Raw genomic sequence first — 20,744 nt, 5'->3', positions numbered from 1 at the left:
ACCCGCAGGACGGGTCGCGGGTGCGCCGGAACTGACTGACAGGAGTCCGTATGAGACGGCGTCGCCGGGCGCTCGACCGCGGATCGGGACGACCAAAAAGCGTGTTTTAGCTAGCCGAACTACCTTTAGTCACCCTCGCGTATGGTCAGGTAGCGATGACAAGTCCCTCCAGACGAACGTTATTGGGTGCGACCGCCTCTCTGTGTGCGATCTCGGCCGGCTGTCTCGGCGACCGTCTCGGAAGCGAGTCCGACGGTAACGGTGACGGCAACGGTTCGCCCGATACCGACGAGACGGGTACCGAAACCGACGACGGCTCGGACGACAGTACCGATAGTTCGGGCAACGAGACTGACGGCTCGAGCGAAACCGACGACGGTTCGGACGACACACCCACCGAACTGGTGGACCACGAAACCCACGCCTACCGATATCCGAAACGGTCGACGTCGCCGGACGTGGCGCTGTTGCAGAACCGTGACCGTGCCCAAGAGTGGCTCGCCGAACGAGAGCCAACGCCGGAGGAGATCGCCGACGTTATCGACGACACGGACTTCGAGACGTCGATCCTGGTCCCGATCGAAGCCGGCGCACCGAACCCCTGCCACGAGCTGGTCCTCGAGTCGATCGAGATCGACGACGGCGACGGCGACGACACGCTCGCGCTCGAGGCGGCAGTACAGGAGCAAGAATCCACCGGCGAGGAAGCAGCGGCCTGTATCGCCCAGGAAACGACCGTCGGACGGCTCGTTCGGGCGACGTTCGAGCCCGAGCCCCTGACGCGGATTTCGGCCAGCGTCGTCGATCGACACGGCAAGGTCCACGGGATGGGGATGGCGAGCGGGAGCGCGTCCGCAAGCGAGAGCGCGAGTTCGTCGCACGATCAAACGGAGAGCGATACCTAGACGGCGTCGGTTGTCGTGGGCGCGGAGCAAGCGGCGGACCGGTAGTCGGCACGGATTTGATGGCGGAACGGTGGTCGGTACGGACCTGATAGCCGAGCGGTCGACCGCGCTACTCCTCCCAGTAGGCCGTCTCGTCGTCGATGTAGTAGTAGTAGCCCTCGAGCGATCGGTCGTCGCGACCGCCCGGGGGCGACCCGACGTACACGCCGAACTTCCCCATCTCCGGATAGACGGTGACGTCGGGCTCGTTCATCGTCGACATCGCCAGATAGCGGAGCGCGCCCTCGCTGTCGTTGACGACGCGGTGCCCCCCGCTCTCGTCCGCCGGAAGGGTCACGTAGTCGCCCGGCGTCAGCGGCTCGAGGCCGGTCTCGGTTTTGAGTTGGCCGTCGCCGGCCAGGACGTAGATCGCTTCCTCGTTGGCCGTGTGGTAGTGGTAGGGCCACGATCGCATTCCGGAGGGAAGTTCGTAGAGGCTACAGCCGAGACCGGACGCGTCGACGGCGTTCGAGAGTTCTTTTCGGCGGAACGCGGTCTCCTCGCGGTCGTACTCTTTCCAGTCGATCTCGGCTTCGTTCGTTTTGTCCATACGATAGCCAACTCACGTCAATCACTTACAATTTCGCGTCGCACTCGAACGCGTCGTCCCGACCGTTCCGTCATGCGCCCGGAACGACTGGCTCCGATCCGGAGCGAGACGGAGACCGCCGATTCTGAGCACACCCACGATTCCGAACACGCTCAGCCACGACCTCATCCAAAACGAAACCCCCTAACCTCCGCCGAGAGTGAGGTCGGACATGCACGACGATAGCGAGGTCGCCGTCCTTCGACTCGGTCACCGACCCGGTCGGGACGACCGGATGACGACCCACGTCGGACTGACCGCGCGGGCACTGGGGGCCGACCGCGTCGTCTTTCCCGACAACGCCGGCCAGTCACTCGAGACGGTGGCGGACATCACCGACCGCTTCGGCGGCCCCTTCGAGGCCGAACTCACCGGCTCCCCGCAGGGGCTCATCCGCAACTGGGCGGGACGAGTCGTCCATCTCACGATGTACGGCGAGCGCGTCCAGGACGTCGAAGACGAGATCCGAACGGCACACGGGAGCGACGGCGAGGCGCTGTTGCTCGTCGTCGGCTCCGAAAAAGTCCCCTTCGACGTCTACGAGGAAGCCGACTGGAACGTCGGCGTGACCAATCAGCCCCACTCCGAAGTCGCCGGGCTCGCGGTCTTTCTGGATCGCCTCTTCGAGGGACGAGAACTCGAGCGGGAGTGGGACGACGCCGACCGGCGGGTGATCCCGATGGAGACGGGCAAGCGCGTCGAATCGCCGGATTCGGACGCGGACTCGGAACGGGAGTAAGATCGTCGCGAGCGCGGATATCGGCTTGCGGACGCGAACGGAGTCGACGGCGGCGACCGCGATCGGAAGGCGGACGGAACCGCCGCGCGACGCCGCTTTGGCTGCCGAAATTTCTGCGCTGGCGGGTACCGATCTCCAAAGGAAAACCGCATTGGAATATCCCGACGTCTCCCCCTTCCCGTGGAACGCGAGCATCGCGGCTGAGAGACCGCCCGTCGATAGTGTGCGAACGACTCGAGGCCACCCGCAGCGGTCGAACGACTGGTGGACGCGTTCTTTCCGATGTCACTACACTTATACAGGCCACTCCGGGACCCAATAGACAGGAATGCGCTGGCAGTACCGAACGACTGTTCTCGTGCTTTGTCTACTCGCGTTTTTCGTCACGTACTTCGCCAGGATGGCGATCAGTCCGGTCATTCCGTTCATCATCGCGGAGTTCGACGTCTCGAACACGCGGATCGGGCTCGCGCTGACGGGGATGTGGCTCGCGTACGGCCTCTCGCAGTTCCCGAGTGGTGTCCTCAGCGATCGGTACGGCGAAAAGCAGATCATCCTCGTCGCCGTCGGCGGGACGGCGATCGCGAGCCTCTTGCTCGCGTTCGCGCCGGTCTTTGCCGTGTTCGTCGTGGTCGCTTTCCTCCTGGGATCGGTCGCAGGACTGCACTACTCCGTGGCGACGACGCTGCTGTCGCGGACGTACGACGAACTCGGCCGCGCGGTGGGGATCCACTCGATGGGTGCTCCGATCGCGGGACTGGTCGCGCCCGTCGCGTCGGCCTGGGTCGGCGTCCGGTACGGCTGGCGGCCGGCGCTCGCGCTCGCGCTGGTCGTCGGCCTCCCGGTTTTCGTCCTCTTCGCCTGGCGAATCAACCCCACGGAGCCCCGGCGGCCGGAGCAGCCGATGCGCGACCGGTTCGAACTCACCGTGCTGTTCGACCTCGTCTCGCGGCCGGCAGTCGCGTTTACCCTCGTGATCGCGATGCTCGGTACGTTCGTCGTCCAGGGGTTGCTCACGTTTCTGCCGACGTTTTTCGTCGACTACCACCGCTACTCGGCGACCCTCGCCGGCACGGCCTTTTCGGCGTTTTTCGTCGTCCGCACCGTCGGCCAGCTCCTGCTGGGCGAACTCTCCGATCGGTACGGGCGCGACCTCGCCATCGCCGGATCGATGTTCGCCGGTGCCATTGGACTCCTCGGACTGGTCGTCGGACAGGCCCCTGTGACACTCGGTGTCGCCGTGGTGTTGGCGGGATTGGGCTCGAGTTTCTTCGCCGCGATCGATCCCCGGTTTCTCGATCAGTTCGGCACCAGTGAACGCGGTGCCGGCTTCGGACTCGTGCGGACGTGTTACACTGTCGTCGGCTCTGCGGGCTCGGTCGGCGTCGGCCTGTTCGCCGACCTGTTCAGCTGGGGGACGGCGTTTCTCATCCTCGCCGGACTGTTTTCGGTGACGTTCCTCGCGCTCGCGGTCAACTGGCTGTTCGATCTCGGATACTGACCCCGGAGGCCGTCTCGAAAACCGCAGTTCCGATCCTCGAGGGTCGCCTCCGAGGCCCCGTCTCACCGGTGACGACGTCTCAGGGACGACGAGCCACACAGTCGGTGACAGCCGGGACGGCGGCGGCGGACCGTTCGGCTCCCCCACCCGCCACGCGTTCGTCGATCTCGAGACGGTGGATAATATTCGTATAACTTATTGATAGCCACGAATGAGAATATGGAATAGATTTATATAGTATCCTATCCTTCTAGGAAGTAGGAAGTTTCCTTCCTTCATCATGACTTCATCCACGATTTCCGCAGACGCGCGTAACACCTTCGAAAGCACCATCGGCGGCTACACGGTCGGCGGCCGCGCGCACAGCCTCTCGGCCTGGTTCGTCCTCTCGCTCCGGCTCATGATGGGCTGGGCCTTCGCTTACTCCGGGTTCACGAAGATCGTCGCGGCCGAACCGTTCAGCGCCGGCGGCTACCTGACCAACGTCGCAGCGACCAACGGCAACCCGCTCGCGGGCCTCTTCGCCTGGATGGGCGCGACGCCCTGGTTCGTCGAATTCGCGAACGTGGCCGTCCCGTGGGGCGAACTCCTGATCGGCCTCGGCCTGCTCGTCGGCGCGCTCGTCCGCCTCGCGGCGTTCTTCGGCGCGCTCATGATGCTCATGTTCTACTTCGGGAACTGGGACATCGCCCACGGCGTCATCAACGGGGACTTCGCGTACATGCTCGTCTTCCTCGCCGTCGCCGCCTTCGGCGCCGGCCGGATCCTCGGCCTCGACGCGTACATCGAGAACTACGACCTCGGCGGCCAGACGCTCCTCGAGCGCTACCCCCGCCTCGAGTACGTCCTCGGGTAGGCGGCTCCGTTCTTTTCTCCCGGCCAGTAAAACAGATATCTGAGTTGTGGAGAAGATCTATGCGCTCATCGCTCGAAGGGGGGACTATGTCGGACCGTTTCGAATCCGCTGAGACCCCGCCTGAGGATCGGAGCGGGGATCGGACGACGTTCCAACGAGTCTACGACTGCCTCGTCGGTACCACCGAACCCGCTTCCGCCGAGGAGTTCGCGTCGCGGGCCGACTGTTCCGAAAACGGCGCTCGACGAGCGCTCGAGCAACTCGTCGAGATGGGGATCGCGGATCGATCGAACGAGCGGCCAGCGCTGTACCGGCGGAATCAGTCGTACTTTCGGTGGAAACGCGTCGAAACGCACGTCCGTGACCACAGCGCGAGCGAACTTCGCACCCGCCTCGAGGAACTCATCGACGCGGATCGAGAGCGACAGGAACGATACGGCGTCCCCGAACCGGACGCCGTCGTCCCGGACGACTCGATCGAGGACCACGAGACCCTCCACGATCGCTGGGAGGATCTCACGGAGTGGCGGACGATTCGGCGGGACATCACGCTCCTGAAACGAGCCGTCCAGCGGGCGGAATCGTCAGCCGACGAACGGGCACAGGTCTGAACCGTGACCGCTCGAGAAGAGGGACCGAGCGAGAGGGACCGAGCGGGCCGCTCGACGTGCCGACGCTCGAGGTACTCGCACGGCGTGCGACCACGCGGTCGCTCGTTTCGAACTGGGAGTTTCGACCCGATTCGATCTCTCCGAGAGTCCTCGAACTCCGACTCGACGAGAAACGGTATCCGGCGAGCGTGAACGGCAGTCGACTCGACGTTCGCTGGTTCGTCGGCGGCGACTACACGATTCACTACCTCGAAGCCAGCGACGACCGGACCTGGCAGTGTCGGTGGGATCGCCATCCGAAACCGACCGCCCCTCGCAAGCATTTTCATCCGCCGCCGAACGCGTCGTCGTCTGTCGACCCCTCATCGCTCGAGTCCGATCACCACCTCGGCGTCCTCTTCGACGTCTTGGAGTACGTCGAAACCCGAATTCGAGAGCGACACGAGTGATCCGACGACGGAGTTCGAACCCGGTCGCAAAGCCCGGACGAAAAAGCCCAGTCGACTCGCCTCAGGGCAGTTCGAACTCGATTGCCGCACCCTGACACGACCACCTTTTGTCTCGGTCGACACGCTCACGTCGTTCGCGGTCTCCCTCGCAAAAGCTGGACCAAAATACCTCGGTCGGTCGTCTCAGGGCAGCTCGAACTCGATCGCCGCACCCTGACCGAAGCCGACACACTCCGTCGCGATACCGCGGTCGACGCCCTGACGGTTCATCTCGTGGACGAGCGTCACCGGCAGTCGCGCGCCGGAACAACCCAGCGGGTGCCCGATCGAAATCGCGCCGCCGTTGACGTTCAACTGGTCGTCCGGAATGCCCAGTTCCTGCTGAGAGTACAGCGTCTGGCTGGCGAACGCCTCGTTGATCTCGACGAGTCCGTAGTCGTCGATCTCGCGGCCGGCACGCTCGAGCAGTCCTTCAGTCGCCGGCACGGGGCCGACGCCCATGATGGTCGGATCGACGCCCGCGACGTAGCTGGTGCCGACTTCCGCCAGCACCTCGAGGTCGTTCTCGTCGGCGAAGTCCCGACTGGTGAGCATGACGCCGGCCGCGCCGTCGGCGATCTGGGAGGCGTTGCCGGGCGTGACCGTGCCGTCCTCCTTGAACACCGTGGGTAACTCGGCGAGCTTTTCGGGAGTCGTGCCGGGGCGGAGTCCCTCGTCCTCGTCGTGGACGCCGTCCTCGGTCTCGATGGGAACGATCTCGTCGTCGAACTTGCCTTCCTCGGTCGCTTCGACCGCGCGCTGCTGGCTGCGCGCGCCGTACTCGTCCTGTTCCTCGCGGCTGATGTCGAACTCCTCGGCGACCTTCTCGGCGGTCATCCCCATCTGGAGGTTTCGCATCCCGTACGTCTCGTCGAGTGGGGGATACATGTCGTCGCTATCACCGCCGCCCATCTTGACGCGGCTCATGCTCTCGACGCCGCCGGCGATGACCGCGTCGTGGCGACCCGCGGCGATCGAGTCCGCGGCGCTGATGATCGCCTGCGCGGAGGAGGCACACTGTCGGTCGATGGTCGTCGCGGGAACCGACTCGCCGAGTTCCGAGAAGAGCGCGATCTGGCGCGCGATGTTCGTCCGCTGCTCCGAGCGCTGCTGGGCACAGCCCCACATCAGGTCGTCGACGGCCTCGCCCTCGACGCCCGTCTCGGCGAGCATCTCGTCGACCAGCGGGATCGAGAGGTCCTCGCTGCGGATATCCGAGAGCGCACCGTCTTCTTTCCCCTGTGCGGTTCTAACAGCGCTAACGATTACCGGCGTATTGGCTGACATTGTATGCCATCATTTTTTGTGGACATAAATAGCTATCTTTGTCGGAAGAACGTGTGCCGTTCGTCGAGAGGGAGGCCGTCCGGGTGGGGGCCCAGGACCGCATACGATCCGCGAGCGAGCAACCAGTGTCAGTTGTGGCCCACGACCATCGCTCGACCGGACGGACACGACGTGAGTTGCCTGATTTCTGAGTGTCTCACTGGCAACCACTTCCAGAACGGATGGACTATCGAGCGGTTCGTCGTCGCGTGTTTTCCGTCGCCTCCGGGACTAGTCCCGTCGCTCCAGTTCCACGCCTAACTCCTCGAGCAGCCCGAAGAAGCCGGGGAACGAGACGTCGACGTGGTCGGCCCCTTCGATGGTGGTCTCGCCGTCGGCGACCAGTCCCGCGAGCGCCAGCGCCATGATGATGCGGTGGTCGGCCCGCCCCTGGACGGTCGCGCCCTCGAGCGTCGATGCACCGCCGTGGACCGTCAGCGAGTCGCGCTCTTCGGTCGTTTCGACCCCCATCGTTCCTAACTCGGCGGCCATCGCGCTCACGCGGTCGGTCTCCTTGTACCGGACGTGCTCGGCGTTCGTAATCCGCGTGTCGCCGTCCGCGACCGCGCCCAGCGTCGCGATCGTCGGCAGCAGATCCGGGGTGTCCTCGACGTCGACCTCGATCCCGGAGAGCGGGGCCGCCGAGACGTCGATCGTCCCCGCGTCTCGATCCCAGTCGACGTCGGCACCCATCCGCTCGACGATGTCGACGATGGCGCTGTCACCCTGCGCACTGGGGTGTGCGCCCTCGATGCGGACGTTCTCACCCGCATTGCCGGCGATCGCGCCCGCGGCAAGCGGGTAGGAAATCGACGAGAAATCGCCGGGAACCGCGTACTCGCCACCCGCCGGCGCGTACGATTGCCCGCCATCGACGTGGAAGCCCGTCTCCGTCTTCCCGGCTTCGACGCCGAACTCCGCGAGCACCTCGAGCGTGATGTCGACGTACGGCGCGGACTTGAGTTCGGTCTCGAGGTCGATGGTGATCCCCTCCTCGGTGACCGCACCGGCCATCAGCAAGGCGGTGATGTATTGAGAGGAGACGTCGCCGGGGATCGACACGTCGCCGCCCGCGAGGGGGCCGGTGACGACCAGCGGGGCCTGTCCGTTCCCGCGGGTGCTGTACGCCTCGGCCTCGAGATCGGCGAGCGCCTCGAGGAGCGGACCCTGCGGGCGCGAGCGCAGGGATTCGTCGCCGGTCAGTACCGAGGTCCCGTCCGCGAGTGCGGCCGCCGCCGTGACGAGACGCATCGTCGTCCCGCTGTTCGCGCAGTCGATGACGTCCGCCGGCACCTCGGGACGGCCGTCGAAGCCGTCGATCTCGAGGGTCCCGTCGTCGTGTCGGTCGACATCGCCACCGAACAGTCCCACCGCCCGGGCGGTCGCCTGCGTGTCCGCGCTCCAGAGCGCGTCGTGGACAGTCGCCTCGTCGGCGTAGCCCGCCGCGAGGATCGCCCGGTGGGTATAACTCTTCGAAGGCGGTGCCCGCGCCGTCCCCTCGACGCTCGAGGGCCTGATCGTGACGTTCATGCTCGAGGTGTCGTACGGTCCGCCTATGACGGTACCGATTGCGGGCGTTTCTCGATCCGCGACGGTTCGGGATCGATACCGGTGTCGAACGGAACCCGGCTCCGGGACCTATCGTAGCAACCGAAAGTCATCGTACACCTGATCGCACGACAGCGTTGTGATCAGTGTGTGAGTCGTTTCAGTTGCTACGATAGTACCGTTCCACCCGTCGACTGCAGGGTCGAATCCGGCGGGCTGCTCCCCGCCGACCCTGCAGTGCAGGCGTGGACCGCCACTAGTCACATAGCCCGCCTCAGGAACAGTCGATCGACGATGCGATCTCGAGCAGCGGCGTCTCCGCTCGCAGGCTCGAGACCTCGTAGGACAGGTCGGCACAGTTCCAGAAGATGGTCCGGACCCCCTCGTCGCGATGGTATGCGGTCCGGCCGTCGAGATCGATCTCCTCGAGGGCCGGCGCGGTCGGCCTGAACCGCTGGGACTCCCGGACGGTCACGTAGAGTTCGCGCGCGATCACGTTCGGATCGTTGTACCACAGCGTCGTGGTCAGTCCACCGTACTGGTCGCCCATCTCGACGACGGTGATCCGATCGAGTACGTACGGGCCAGGCACGTCCGGATCCGGCAAGTCGTATGGGAGCCCCGTCGCGGCGGCCGACCGGGAGTCGAAGACGCCGTCGGGTTCGGGACCGTCGGTGACGACTGTCGCGTCTGCCGGCGGCAGGAACGTAAACGTGTCCTCCTCGATCCCCTCGTCGATCGCGAGGTCCTGATACGTGACGGCCAGTTCGTAGCGCGTCTCCTCGTCGTCAGCGATGGAGGTTCGCTCCTTGATCGGATACCGGTACTCATCGTCGATCCAGACTGTTCGGTTAACAGACATGTCCTCGCCGTTCTCGGTCGCGTCCAGCGGGATGACGAACTCCGTATCACCGACGACGAGGTTGATCGATCGATCGATGTCCTCGACCGGCGGTCGCGTCTCGATGACGTGGGCCGTGCGGTCGTCGACGGTCTCGGTCCCCTGGTAGTCGAGCCGGTACGCCGACCGCAATTCCTCGAGTTCGCGTTTCGTCCCGTCGGTGTCGACCTTGTTCGGGTGATACTGCCTGTCCGCGACGTTCGTCGCCGGGTTATACTCCCAGGTCGTCGTCCGATTCGTCACGATGATCGAGCCGGCTGGAACGTCCGGATCGGTCGACTCGACGACCTCGATACGCTGCTTGGCCGGCGGCTCTCGAGCGATTGCCTCGGTCCGCTGGAACGCGTCCTCGGTGGTTTCGACCCGGATGGTTCGGCGCGCTTCGAGATCGGTCATGCCGCGGCGCTGCTCGATTGCCTCCCGGATGAGTGTCTCGCTCGAGGGGGATGCATCGGTGTCGCCCGTATAGCTGACACAGCCGGCGAGTGCGACTGCAGCCCCCGTTGCCAGGAGCCGGCGACGTTTCATACGCGTGATACAGTATCCTCTATTGATAAGTTTGTGGATTCGAATCGGTCCGGAACGGCTCGGAACCCCGATATTATGTAGTCGGCACTCGCACGGTCGTCTATGAACGTCGACGTCGATCTCGCCGCGCTTCGCGAGTATCTCGCGGCCGAGGGGCTGGACGGCTACCTGATCGATGACGATGCCTCGGATTCGGACCAGCGATACGTCTCCGGCTTTACCGCACCGGATCCCTACCAGACGCTGGTGACCCAGGACGGCGTCCACCTGCTCGTCTCCGGCCTCGAGTACGGTCGCGCGAGTGCGGACGCAAACGCGGCGTCCGTGACTCGGCGAGCCGCGTACGACTACCAGCAACTGGTCGGGGAATACGGCCAGTACGAGGGGAAAATACGCACGCTCGCGGCCTTTCTCGGGGACCACGAGGTAGCGTCGGTCGCGGTTCCCCGAAACTTCCCGACGGGAACGGCGGACGGGCTCCGCGAGGACGGACTCACGGTGACGGTCGAACGCGAGGGCATCGTGACGGACATCCGCGCGACGAAAACCGACTGGGAGGTCGACCAGATTCGGGCGAGCCAACGTGCTAACGAGGCCGCGATGGCGACCGCCGAGGAACTGATCGCGACCGCGGACGTCGAAGACGGAATCCTCGTCCACGACGGCGAGGCACTCACCAGCGAGCGCGTCACGGAGGAAATCGAAGTCACACTGCTCCGACACGGCTGTGCGCTCGACGAGACCATCGTCGCCTGCGGGGCCGACGGCGCGGACCCCCACGATCGGGGCAGCGGCCCGCTCGAGTCCGACGAGTTGATCGTGATCGACATCTTCCCGCGGGACAAGGAGACGGGCTACTTCGCCGACATGACCCGGACGTTCGCTCGCGGCGACCCCGGCGAGGAAGCCCGACGGCGCTACGAGGTCACGCGAAGGGCCTACCAGGCCGCCCTCGAGACGGTCGCAGCGGGTGTGACGGGGGCCGAGGTTCACGACACAGTCTGTGACGTGATCGAAGCGGCGGGCTACGAGACGCTGCGGAGTGACCCAACCACCGAGACGGGATTCATACACAGTACCGGCCACGGCGTCGGCCTCGACGTCCACGAACAACCCAGCGTCTCGCCCTCCGGCGGCGAACTGAAACCGGGCCACGTGATCTCGATCGAACCCGGCATCTACGACCCCGCGGTCGGCGGCGTCCGCATCGAGGATCTCGTGGTCGTCACCGCGGACGGGTACGAGAACCTGACGGAGTACCGAATCGGGCTCGAGCCGACGGCTGGCGGTCGACAGTAAGGAAGGACGGACAGGCGAGACGGGGACCGTTGGAGACAGGGCAAGCCCTGTCCCCGAACGAGGTCCGTCGAAACGGCCCCGTCGTTCGGCGGCACGCAACCGTCTCGCGTTCGCGATCTATCGCGTCGCGACTGCGCTATTGGACTCGAATATCGGCGACCATCGTCGTCGGATGGACCTCGCAGATGTACGTGACCATCTCGCTGCTGGCCTCGAACTCGAGCCACTGATCGTCGCCGGGCTCAGTCACCTGCTCTGTCTGGAGGTCGTCGACGACGTCGTCGTTTTCGTCGTAGATCGCGATGTTGTGCGGGGCGCCGTCGCCGGTCGTCCAGCCGATCTCGTAGGTTTCACCCTCTTGGAGAGTGAGGGTCGGGTTTTCCTGGTCGGCGATCGAGTCCGGTTCGATGCCGAGCCAGCCGGACGTCTGCCCGTCGAACTCGATCTGCGTCTCGGGCTCGAGCGCCTCACCGCTCTCGCCGTTGCCGTCGGTACCACCGTTACCGCCATTCCCACCGTTACCGCTGCCACCGCAGCCGGCGATGAACGCTGTCGACCCTGCGACACCTGTTAGCTCGAGCATCCGTCGTCGGGACATGCCCCTCTCTCGTGCCATCACGTTCGCTTGGGGTCCAAACAGCAATAAATGCCTGTAGAAATCCGAACGAATGGGAACGTCACTCCAGCGACGAGTGGCGAGGTTAGCGATAGTCGCGGCCGTCCGCGCCACGCGCCGCGTCGATCCGCTCGAATTGCTCGGCGGACAGTTCGAGGTCGACCGCGCCGAGGTTCTCCTCGAGCTGGTCGGCCGTCCGTGCGCCGACGATCGGCACGCAGGTGAACCGATCCTGCGCCATCAACCACCGCAGCGACACCTGTGCCGGCGTGGCGTCGATCTCGTCGGCGACGGACTCGACGGCCTCGAGCACCTCCCAGGCGGTGTCGCTGGTGTAGCGATCCTCGAACAGATCGGTGAGGCTGCCCCGGGCACCGTCCGGCGCGATCACGGTGCCGTCGTCGGCCCGCTCGTACTTCCCGGTAAGGAAGCCGCCAGCGAGCGGCGAGTACGGACAGACGGCGATATTCTGCTCCGCACAGACGTCGAGGTAGTCGCTCACGTCGTCCGTATCGGCGGCGTTGAACATCGGCTGGGTCACGTCGAAGCGCTCGAGACCCTCGACGTCGCTGGTCCACAGCGCCTTGGTGAGCTTCCAGGCGGCCATGCTCGAGGCCCCCAGGTAGTGGACCTTGCCCTCGCGGACGAGTTCGGTCAGCGTTCGCATCGTCTCTTCGATCGGCGTGTCATCGTCCCAGCGGTGGATGTAGTAGAGGTCGAGGTAGTCGGTCCCCAATCGCTCGAGGGTACCCTCGATCTGGGCGCGGATGTGCTTGCGGCCGAGTCCGGAGTCGTTCGGCCCGGGTTCGCCCCGGCCGTCGAAGGGGAAATAGACCTTCGAGGCGAGGACGAGGTCCTCCCGATGGTGGCCCCGGTCCTCGAGCCACTCGCCGATCCAGCGCTCGCTTTTGCCGTTGGGATTGCCGTAGACGTTCGCGGTGTCGATGAAGTTGATGCCGTGCTCCCAGCAGGCGTCGAGCAGTTCGTGCGCTTCCTCGCGGTCGGTCTCGACGGTGCCGTCGCTTTGCTTGCCAAAGCGCCACGTTCCGAAGCAGAGCTTCGATACTGTCGTACCCGTATTTCCGAGCGTCGTGTACTCCATGGACGCGGGTTCGCCCCCCGAGTGCAAAACGCATGGGGAAGCGGCGAACGGCGGTCACTCGAGCGCGTTGACGATCCGACGACCGCGTTGTCGATGACCGTTCGACCGGCGCGTACGGCGTTCGGAAACGATCCGTTCGAGGTCGACCATCCTCTCCATGGTCCACGCTCCGTAGTACTCCTCGAGCGGACGAGACACAGAGCCGAATACGTCCGCGAGCGATACTTTTCTCTCGACGAACAGCCGTGTCTCCTGCGATCCAGGAGCCGGTTTCCGAAGCTACAAACCGCTCGACAGTCACTACCCGGTGATGAATCACTGGTGGCGGCGGATCGTCCTCTCACTGGTTGCCGTTCTCGGCCTCGTCCTCGTCTACGCGTGGCTCTACCAACTGGGAATGGCCACGTTCGAGGGTGAAGCGAAGACGTACGCCCAGGCGATCCAGACTGTCATCGAGACGCTGACCACGGCCGGCTTCGGCGGCGACGCGGACGACTGGCAGAGTACCCCCATGAACCTGATGGTGGTCGCGATGAACCTCACGGGCGTCTTGCTCGTCTTTCTGGCCCTGCCGCTCATCGTCGTCCCGCTCTTTCAGCAGGCCCTCGAGGATCGGCCGCCGGAGTCGACCGACCTCACCGACCACGTCGTCATCTGTTCGTACACGCCGCGCTCGGACGTCCTCGCGGGGGAACTCGAGGCGGCGGACGTTCCCTACGTCTTCGTCGACGACGACGCCGAACTCGTCGTCGACCTCAACAACGAGGGGACGAACGCCATCTACGGCGAACTGGACCAGGAGGAGACGCTGCGGGCCGCCAACGCCGAACGGGCCGACGCGCTCGTCACCGACATCGACGACGAGACCAACGCGATGGTGATCCTCACGGCGCGGGAACTCTCGAGCGACCTCGAACTCGTCAGCGTGGTCGAAGACGCCGAGGTCGCGAGCTATCACCGCTACGCCGGGGCCGACGAGATCGTCCGGCCGCGGCACGTACTCGGCCAGAGCCTCGCGACGAAGGCGACGACGACCGTCTCGGCCGAACTCCGGGACACGATCGAACTCAGCGAGGACCTCGCGGTGACCGAACTGCTCGTCCAGGACCACAGCGACCTCGTCGGCCAGACGATCCCCGAGTCGGGCATCCGCGATCGGATGGGGATCACCGTCATCGGCGCGTGGTTCAACGGCGAGTTCGTCCCCGTTCCCGGCTCCGAGAACGTGATCGACGGGAACACGATCCTGCTCGTTGCGGGCCGTCGCGACGACCTCACGGAGCTGAAATCGCGGACGGTATCGGCGTTCCGACACAACCCGGACCGCGTCGTCGTCGGCGGCTACGGCGTCGTCGGACGGACCGCGGTCGAAACGCTCGCATCCGGCGGCGTCTCGACCTGCGTCGTCGACCTCGCGGACGAACCGGGCGTCGACATCGTCGGTGACGTCACCGACGAATCGGTCCTCGAGGCCGCCGACGTCGACGACTCCCGAGCGATCATCCTCACCCTCGACGACGACGCGACGACGATCTACGCGACGCTGGTCCTCAAGCAGGTCGCGCCCGACGTCGAAATCATCGCGCGAGCGAACGAGACCGAGAACATTCCGAAGTTCTACCGGGCCGGAGCCGAGTACGTCCTCTCGCTGTCGACGGTGACGGGCCGGATGCTCGGCTCCATCCTGATCGAGGACGAAGAGATCCTCACGCCCGAGACCCAGTTCGAACTCATCAGGACGACCGCCCCCCGGATCGCCGGCCGAAGCCTCGGCGAGGTTGACCTGCGAGCGCGAACCGGATGTACCATCGTTGCGGTCGAACGCGGCGAGGAACTGCTGACCGATCTCGGGTCGGAGTTCGTCGTCCGCGAGGACGACATGCTGATCGTCGCGGGGAGCGACGACGCAGTCAACCGGTTCGTCGCGTTCGCTTGCTGATACGGGAGAACAGGGGGTTCAGAGTGTTCGCCATCGATTCGGTCGAGCTATGACTCAACTGTCGGAATCCGGAACTCGAACGTCAGATCGTCGTCCGTCCGTGCGGCGTCGAGGATGCGCTCGATAAACGCGGTCTTCCCTTCGGAGTAGGCGACGAGGTCGTCGTGATCGTCTGCTAAATCCCGTTTCAGGGTTCCGTACTCCGAACGGAACGCGGGATACGCGCGAAGGACGTCGCGCGTGACGACGCTGATCTTCCAGCCGTCGGCCGACGCCGCGAAGACGTGGTCGTTGAACCGCTGGTCGTTCTCGCGTCGAAACACGGGCTGCCAGTGGTCGCCGTTCTCGATGCGGCCACCGCCGAGTTCGGACTCGAGCGCTAGCGAGACATCGCTCACCGCATCGTCCGCGACGACGATATCGAGGTCGACGATATCTTTCGCGGCGAGGTCGGGGACGGCGGTCGATCCGACGTGTTCGATTCGCTCTACGGCAGTCTCGAGAGATGCGCTGGTCAGCGCGTCGGACACGCGGTCGCGTTCGGCGGCGAAGCACTCGCACCACGCGTCGTGTCTGGCTGGAACGAGTTCGATCGGATTGTCGTTCGCATTGACCATTGTCTCGCCTATACCTGTGTGATACGTAAACCCTGCCATCGCAACCGGGACCCGACACGCACCGGCGGTCGCAGTTGTGATGGTCTCCGCACTCGGCCAGTAGCAAAACTACCGGAACGGTTTCACTCGAACGACGGCAGTACCTCCTCCTCGTAGAACTCGATCGCCTGCTCCTGTTCCGGACCGATCTGGTGGAAGTAGACGTGGTCGTAGCCGGCGTCGATCGCCCCCTCGATGCTGTCGATGTGGGCCTGCGGGTCGGGTTTGGTGGTGGTGCCCGCCTCGGCGATGTCCGCCTTCTCGACCAGCTGGGCCGCCTGCTCGAAGTGTGCCGGCGTTGGCAACTCCTGTCCGAGTTCGCCCGGAATCGAGCCGTTGGGCCACTGCTCGAGGACCGTTTCGATCGCTTCCGCCTCGCTGTCGGCGTAACAGCCGTGGAGTTGGGTGTATTTCGGCCCGTCGCCGCCGGCGTCCTCGTAGGCCTCGACCGGCTCCGATTTCGGGCCGGAACACCAGAGTCCGTCGACGGTCTCGGCGACCCACTGGGCCGTCTGCGGGCCGAACGCGCTCCCGATCGTCGTCGGCTGCTCGTCGGGGGCGGTGTAGAGGTGCGCGTTCTCGACCGTGTAGTGTTCGCCGTGGTGACTCGTCGTCTCGCCGGTCCACAGCGAGCGCATCACGTCCATCGCCTCGTCCAACATCTCGAGGCGCACGTCGTGTTCGGGCCAGCGTTCGCCGGTGACGTGTTCGTTTAAGTTCTCGCCGGTCCCGACGCCGAAGGTGAAGCGGTCGCCGAGCATCTCGTCGACGGTGGCGACCGCGTGGGCGACGTTGACCGGATGGATCCGGATCGTCGGGCAGGTGACGCCGACGCCGACCTCGATCTCGTCGGTCACCGTCGCGATCCCGCCGAGCGTCGACCAGACGAACGGTGACTCCCCCTGGGCGGACACCCACGGATGGAAGTGATCGGAAATCGAGAGGAAATCGAAGCCGGCCGCCTCGGCGCGACGGGCGATGTCGACCAGTTCCGTCGGCCCGTGTTCCTCGCTCGAGAGGGTGTACCCGAGGTGGGTCATTCTCGACCCGCTACCACGGACCGTCGGGTAACGGTTGCACCTGCGAGGGCAAGAGCGAGCGGCGATCACCGGCCCACTCGGCTCGTCTCCGTGGGGATCACTGGCAGGACAGCGACTCGAGCGAGGATCTAATAGAGGATCGCCAACAATACCCGCGTATGGATCGTCTCGAGACGATCGGGTCGATACTGGCGGAAGAGGCGTGGCGCTACCCGATTATTGCGGGTCTCGCGTCCATTCCGTTCACGCTTGCCCTCCAGACGCTCGCTGCGGATAACTATATACTCGCGCCGGTACTCGTCGCCGGGTCGTTCGTCGGGTACCTGTTTCGGAGCCGACCACCGGAGAGCAGACGGGTCGGTTGGCGAACCGGCCTCGTCGGTGGGTTGGCCCTCTCGTGGGGGCTAGCCGGCTTTTCGACGCGGGTTCCCGAAACCGCTCGAACCGCCTCTACTGGTGCCTTTATGCTCGTCGGACTGGCTGCTGTCGGTGTCGTCTATATCGTCCTCTATGGCGCACTCGGAGCGCTGGGAAGCATAGCCGGTGCGTGGATGGGCAACCGAATCGATCGGCTTCGAGCACCTGCGAGTAGTAATTGAGGAGCAGTTCGGAGTATCGTCGACCGAGATCCAGCCTGCGGTGGCGCGTGCTGTCCCCACACCGTGACCAGCGGGTGCGCCAACGGCGAATAACGCGGCACCGTCGATTCCGCGTTGCGACGATAGCAGGGCGCGTTGTTGCCTTCGAACCCGTGTCCGAATCCCCGATTCAGTACGCGGTCGACGGCGAGCCCACTCGAACACCGAACCGAACCCCTTACCCACGCCGCGCCGGAACCGACCCGTATGGAAGCCGTAGTCGAAGCGACGGACCTCGAGAAGGCCTACGGCGAGACGGTCGCCCTGTCCGGGGCCTCGCTGTCGGTCGAGGGCGGCGAAGTCTTCGGCCTGATTGGCCCGAACGGGGCCGGCAAGACGACGCTCGTCCGCGCGCTAACGGGGACGACCGACCCCGATAGCGGGACGGCCCGGATCCTCGGCGAATCGCCGACGGCAGTCGACCGCGACCGCCTTGGCGTGTTGCCACAGGACTTCTCGCCGCCGGGGCGACTCAGCGCTCGCGAGCTACTGTCCTACTACGCGGGGCTGTACGACGACCCGCGCGATCCCGACGACGTTCTCGCCGACGTCGGCCTCGTCGACGCCGGCGACACCTGGTACGAGGACCTCTCGGGCGGGCAGCAACGACGGGTCTGCGTCGGCTCCGCGCTGGTCAACGACCCCGATCTGCTCTTCCTCGACGAGCCGACGACCGGCATCGACCCCGCCGGCCGCCGGACCGTCTGGCGGCTGATCGAGGACCTCGCGGCCGGCGGAACGACCGTCGTGCTCACGACACACGACATGGCCGAGGCCGAGCGCCTCGCCGACCGTGTCGGCCTGCTGGCCGACGGCTCGCTCGTCGCACAGGGTTCCCCCGAACGCCTGGTCCGCGACCACGGCGGCTCGAGCCGGCTGACCGTCGAAACCGCGGCCGATCCGGCGGTCTTCGTCGACCTCGAGTATCCGGTCGAACGCCCGGAGAGCGGTCGACGCCGAAGTACGGACGGCGCGGTCGTCGTCCGCGACATCGAGCCCGCGGCGATCGGGACGGTGGTCGACTACCTCGAGGCACGCGACGTCGAGTACACCCAGCTTTCGTGGGCCGAACCCGACCTCGAGGACGTCTATCTCGAACTGGCCGACGCGACCGAGCGGGCGCGGACGGATCGCATCGAGAGCGACGACGGTGGGGCGGGGGAGTCGGATCTCGCACGGGCGGGTGAGACGGCATGAGCCGGATGGGACGCGTCCGGTCCGAGACGAGCGCCGGCTGGCGGTCGTTCGTCCGCCGGCGGACGGCGGTCTTCTTTACGTTCTTCTTCCCCGTTATCTTGATCGTCATCTTCGGGGCGTTGATCCGCACCGATCCAACGGGTGGCGGGCTGTTCACCGAACCCCCGGCGTTCTACGTGCCGGGCTATCTCGCCGTCGTCGTCCTCTTCACGCCCCTCTCGCGGATGGGCAGCGAGGTCGCGCGCCACCGCGAGGGGAGCCGCTTCGAGAAGCTCGCGACGACGCCGCTCGGGCGGGGAGAGTGGCTGCTCGCCCAGACCGTCGTCAACGCGGCGATCATCGGACTGGCGAGCCTGCTCATCCTCGGACTGGTAATCGTGCTGACCGGCGCGTCGATCGTCTTCTCGCCGCTGCTGGTCCCCTACGTCCTCGTCGGCGTCGTTTGTTTCTGTGGCGTCGGGGCGATGCTCGGCAGCTACACCGATTCACAGGACGGTGCGGTCGCCGCCAGCAACGGGATCGGCCTTCCCCTCCTGTTCCTCTCGGAGACGTTCGTCCCGCTGTCCCAGCTTCCGGCCTGGTTCGAGCCGCTCGTGCACCTCTCGCCGCTGACGTACTTCGCACGCGGCGTACGGGCCGCGACGTATTCGGGTGCGGAGACGCCCGCAGTCGCCGGGATCGACCCCGCGATCGCGAATCTCGCGATTCTCGCGGTCCTCGCAGTCCTCGCGTTCGCGTTGGGTGCGCGGTCGATCCCACAAACGGACTGACCGCGGCCCACAGGTGACTCCGCGACCGATCGCCTGCGAGAACGAACCGATTTACGCGCGGCACTCGAATCGTCGCCAATCAGTATGCGCCCAGGCCACCCCACGGAGCAGGCTGTCGGGATGGAGTACTACGTCAGCGACACCGACGGCGTCGGCGGCCGTCTCCGCGAGGACGACGCCGACTTCCGGGTCCGCGAACTCGAGCGCTTCGACACCGAACCCGTCGACGCGCCGACGGACGCCTACCCCCACCTCGTCTTTCGAGCGACGCTGCGGGGGTGGGATACCAACGATTTCGCCTCGCGGCTCTCGAACGCGCTCGGCATCTCTCGCGAGCGGGTCAACTGGGCTGGGACGAAAGACAAGTACGCCGTGACGACGCAACTGTTCTCGGTCTACGGGGCTGATCCCGAGGACCTGCCCGAGATCGACGATGTCGAGATCGAAGTACTGGGCAAGGCCGGCCGAAACCTCGAGTTCGGCGACCTCGCGGGTAACGCGTTCGAACTGGTGGTCACCGATCCCGAGCGGCCCGACAACGCTGGGGCGATCACCGACGAACTGTGCAACTTCGGCGGGCTCGAGACCGACGGCGATGGCGTGGACGCCGACGACTCGGTCGGTTCGATCGGCGTTCCGAATTTCTTCGGTCAGCAGCGCTTCGGCAGCCGTCGGCCGGTCACGCATAGGGTGGGCCTCGCGATCGCCCGCGACGACTGGGAAGGAGCGGTGATGGCCTATCTCGGGAACCCGACCGACGCGGAGCCGGCGGGGACCCAGGAGGCCAGAGCGTTCGTCGAGGACACCCGCGACTGGCAGGCGGCCCTCGAGCGAGTGCCACATCGGCTCCGCTACGAGCGCTCGATGATCCACGCCCTCGCGGAACACGACGGCGAGCCAGGCCCCGAGGCCTTTCGGGAGGCCCTCGAGCGGGTGCCCTCGAACCTCCAGCGATTGTTCGTCCACGCGGCACAGTCCTACGCGTTCAACCTGATGCTCTCCGAACGGCTCGAGCGCGGGCTCCCGTTCGATCGCCCCGTCGCCGGCGACGTCGTCTGTTTTGCCGATACCGACGCGCCCGACGGGCTCGAACTCCCCGACACCGACCGGCTCCAGCGCGTCGACGAGCGCCGGGTCGACTCGGTGACCCGCCACTGCGAGCGCGGTCGGGCGTTCGTCACCGCGCCGCTGGTCGGCACCGAAACGGAACTGGCCGACGGCGAACAGGGCGAGATCGAACGCGCCGTCCTCGATGAGTTGGGCCTCGAGCCCGCGGCCTTCGATCTGCCCGGCGAGTTCGGCTCGACGGGGACCCGGCGCGCGATGCTCTTGCGGACGGATCTACGCCTCGAGACGGAGCCGCTGACGCTCGCGTTCGCGCTGCCGAAGGGGTCGTACGCGACGGTCGTCTCGCGTGAGTATCTGAAGGTGGACCCGATCGACCTCGGTTGAGATC

Annotated in this window: 20 protein-coding genes; 12 read left to right on the top strand and 8 right to left on the bottom strand. The window is 65.7% G+C overall.

Translation table 11 applies throughout. From position 1 onward, the window contains the following. Nucleotides 1–155 precede the first annotated feature (155 nt). Nucleotides 156–905, top strand: a complete 750-nt coding sequence (locus CP557_RS08990; protein WP_097379578.1) for a hypothetical protein — start codon at nucleotides 156–158, stop codon at nucleotides 903–905. A 109-nt stretch (nucleotides 906–1,014) separates the two neighbouring features. On the opposite strand, the gene CP557_RS08985 is transcribed toward CP557_RS08990, so the two are convergent. Beyond that, nucleotides 1,015–1,494: a cupin domain-containing protein gene (locus CP557_RS08985; RefSeq protein WP_097379577.1), complete on the bottom strand. Its 480-nt coding sequence runs from the start codon at nucleotides 1,492–1,494 to the stop codon at nucleotides 1,015–1,017. Nucleotides 1,495–1,705: 211 nt separating this feature from the next. Between CP557_RS08985 and CP557_RS08980 the strand changes: the two genes are divergently transcribed. The 5 genes from CP557_RS08980 (at nucleotide 1,706) to CP557_RS08960 (ending at nucleotide 5,689) form a co-directional block, all read left to right on the top strand. After that, nucleotides 1,706–2,272: a tRNA (cytidine(56)-2'-O)-methyltransferase gene (locus tag CP557_RS08980; RefSeq protein WP_097379576.1), complete on the top strand. Its 567-nt coding sequence runs from the start codon at nucleotides 1,706–1,708 to the stop codon at nucleotides 2,270–2,272. A 328-nt stretch (nucleotides 2,273–2,600) separates the two neighbouring features. Beyond that, nucleotides 2,601–3,773 carry an MFS transporter gene (locus CP557_RS08975; RefSeq protein WP_097379575.1) on the top strand — a complete coding sequence of 391 codons (1,173 nt, stop codon included), beginning with the start codon at nucleotides 2,601–2,603 and terminating at the stop codon, nucleotides 3,771–3,773. 280 nt (nucleotides 3,774–4,053) lie between these two features. After that, nucleotides 4,054–4,629: a DoxX family membrane protein gene (locus CP557_RS08970; protein WP_097379574.1), complete on the top strand. Its 576-nt coding sequence runs from the start codon at nucleotides 4,054–4,056 to the stop codon at nucleotides 4,627–4,629. 86 nt (nucleotides 4,630–4,715) lie between these two features. After that, nucleotides 4,716–5,240: a DUF7342 family protein gene (locus CP557_RS08965; RefSeq protein ID WP_097379573.1), complete on the top strand. Its 525-nt coding sequence runs from the start codon at nucleotides 4,716–4,718 to the stop codon at nucleotides 5,238–5,240. A 56-nt stretch (nucleotides 5,241–5,296) separates the two neighbouring features. Then, nucleotides 5,297–5,689, top strand: a complete 393-nt coding sequence (locus CP557_RS08960) for a hypothetical protein (protein WP_245852968.1) — start codon at nucleotides 5,297–5,299, stop codon at nucleotides 5,687–5,689. Nucleotides 5,690–5,872: 183 nt separating this feature from the next. Here CP557_RS08960 and CP557_RS08955 read toward each other — a convergent pair whose 3' ends face one another. From CP557_RS08955 to CP557_RS08945, 3 genes are all read right to left on the bottom strand, one after another. After that, nucleotides 5,873–7,015 carry a thiolase family protein gene (locus CP557_RS08955; RefSeq protein WP_097379572.1) on the bottom strand — a complete coding sequence of 381 codons (1,143 nt, stop codon included), beginning with the start codon at nucleotides 7,013–7,015 and terminating at the stop codon, nucleotides 5,873–5,875. A 270-nt stretch (nucleotides 7,016–7,285) separates the two neighbouring features. Continuing rightward, nucleotides 7,286–8,584 (bottom strand): 3-phosphoshikimate 1-carboxyvinyltransferase, encoded by a 1,299-nt coding sequence (gene aroA / locus CP557_RS08950; protein ID WP_097379571.1) that lies wholly within the window; start codon nucleotides 8,582–8,584, stop codon nucleotides 7,286–7,288. A 292-nt stretch (nucleotides 8,585–8,876) separates the two neighbouring features. Then, nucleotides 8,877–10,031 (bottom strand): LolA family protein, encoded by a 1,155-nt coding sequence (locus CP557_RS08945; RefSeq protein ID WP_097379570.1) that lies wholly within the window; start codon nucleotides 10,029–10,031, stop codon nucleotides 8,877–8,879. A 102-nt stretch (nucleotides 10,032–10,133) separates the two neighbouring features. Here CP557_RS08945 and CP557_RS08940 point away from each other — a divergent pair, with 102 nt between their 5' ends. Beyond that, nucleotides 10,134–11,330: a M24 family metallopeptidase gene (locus CP557_RS08940; RefSeq protein WP_097379569.1), complete on the top strand. Its 1,197-nt coding sequence runs from the start codon at nucleotides 10,134–10,136 to the stop codon at nucleotides 11,328–11,330. Nucleotides 11,331–11,466: 136 nt separating this feature from the next. On the opposite strand, the gene CP557_RS08935 is transcribed toward CP557_RS08940, so the two are convergent. Together CP557_RS08935 and CP557_RS08930 are read right to left on the bottom strand one after the other, a co-directional pair. Beyond that, complete coding sequence (locus CP557_RS08935) at nucleotides 11,467–11,928, bottom strand: cupredoxin domain-containing protein (protein ID WP_245853075.1); 462 nt, start codon at nucleotides 11,926–11,928, stop codon at nucleotides 11,467–11,469. Between the two features lie 103 nt (nucleotides 11,929–12,031). After that, nucleotides 12,032–13,048, bottom strand: coding sequence for an aldo/keto reductase (locus CP557_RS08930; protein ID WP_097379567.1), 1,017 nt, complete (start codon nucleotides 13,046–13,048; stop codon nucleotides 12,032–12,034). A gap of 310 nt (nucleotides 13,049–13,358) precedes the next feature. Between CP557_RS08930 and CP557_RS08925 the strand changes: the two genes are divergently transcribed. Beyond that, nucleotides 13,359–14,987, top strand: a complete 1,629-nt coding sequence (locus CP557_RS08925; RefSeq protein ID WP_097379566.1) for a potassium channel family protein — start codon at nucleotides 13,359–13,361, stop codon at nucleotides 14,985–14,987. A 47-nt stretch (nucleotides 14,988–15,034) separates the two neighbouring features. On the opposite strand, the gene CP557_RS08920 is transcribed toward CP557_RS08925, so the two are convergent. After that, complete coding sequence (locus CP557_RS08920) at nucleotides 15,035–15,604, bottom strand: GrpB family protein (protein WP_097379565.1); 570 nt, start codon at nucleotides 15,602–15,604, stop codon at nucleotides 15,035–15,037. 122 nt (nucleotides 15,605–15,726) lie between these two features. Continuing rightward, nucleotides 15,727–16,683 (bottom strand): TIGR03557 family F420-dependent LLM class oxidoreductase, encoded by a 957-nt coding sequence (locus CP557_RS08915; protein ID WP_097379564.1) that lies wholly within the window; start codon nucleotides 16,681–16,683, stop codon nucleotides 15,727–15,729. Nucleotides 16,684–16,841: 158 nt separating this feature from the next. On the opposite strand from CP557_RS08915, the gene CP557_RS08910 reads away from it, so the two are divergent. The 4 genes from CP557_RS08910 to truD all read left to right on the top strand — a co-directional run bounded on the left by CP557_RS08910 (nucleotide 16,842) and on the right by truD (nucleotide 20,740). Further along, a complete protein-coding gene (locus CP557_RS08910; RefSeq protein WP_097379563.1) occupies nucleotides 16,842–17,282 on the top strand; it encodes a DUF5518 domain-containing protein in 441 nt (146 codons plus the stop codon). A 246-nt stretch (nucleotides 17,283–17,528) separates the two neighbouring features. After that, nucleotides 17,529–18,518, top strand: coding sequence for an ABC transporter ATP-binding protein (locus tag CP557_RS08905; protein WP_097379562.1), 990 nt, complete (start codon nucleotides 17,529–17,531; stop codon nucleotides 18,516–18,518). Continuing rightward, on the top strand, nucleotides 18,515–19,288 hold the full coding sequence (locus CP557_RS08900) for an ABC transporter permease (protein ID WP_097379561.1): 774 nt from the start codon (nucleotides 18,515–18,517) through the stop codon (nucleotides 19,286–19,288). Before CP557_RS08905 ends, CP557_RS08900 begins: the two co-directional genes overlap by 4 nt. Nucleotides 19,289–19,372: 84 nt before the next feature. After that, on the top strand, nucleotides 19,373–20,740 hold the full coding sequence (truD, locus tag CP557_RS08895) for a tRNA pseudouridine(13) synthase TruD (RefSeq protein ID WP_097379560.1): 1,368 nt from the start codon (nucleotides 19,373–19,375) through the stop codon (nucleotides 20,738–20,740). The last annotated feature ends 4 nt before the right edge of the window (nucleotides 20,741–20,744 follow it).

The sequence above is a fragment of the Natrinema ejinorense genome, assembly GCF_002494345.1.
Lineage (GTDB): Archaea > Halobacteriota > Halobacteria > Halobacteriales > Natrialbaceae > Natrinema > Natrinema longum.
The sequence above is the reverse complement of the archived record's forward strand: the minus strand, read 5'-3'. Positions and strand labels throughout refer to the sequence as shown.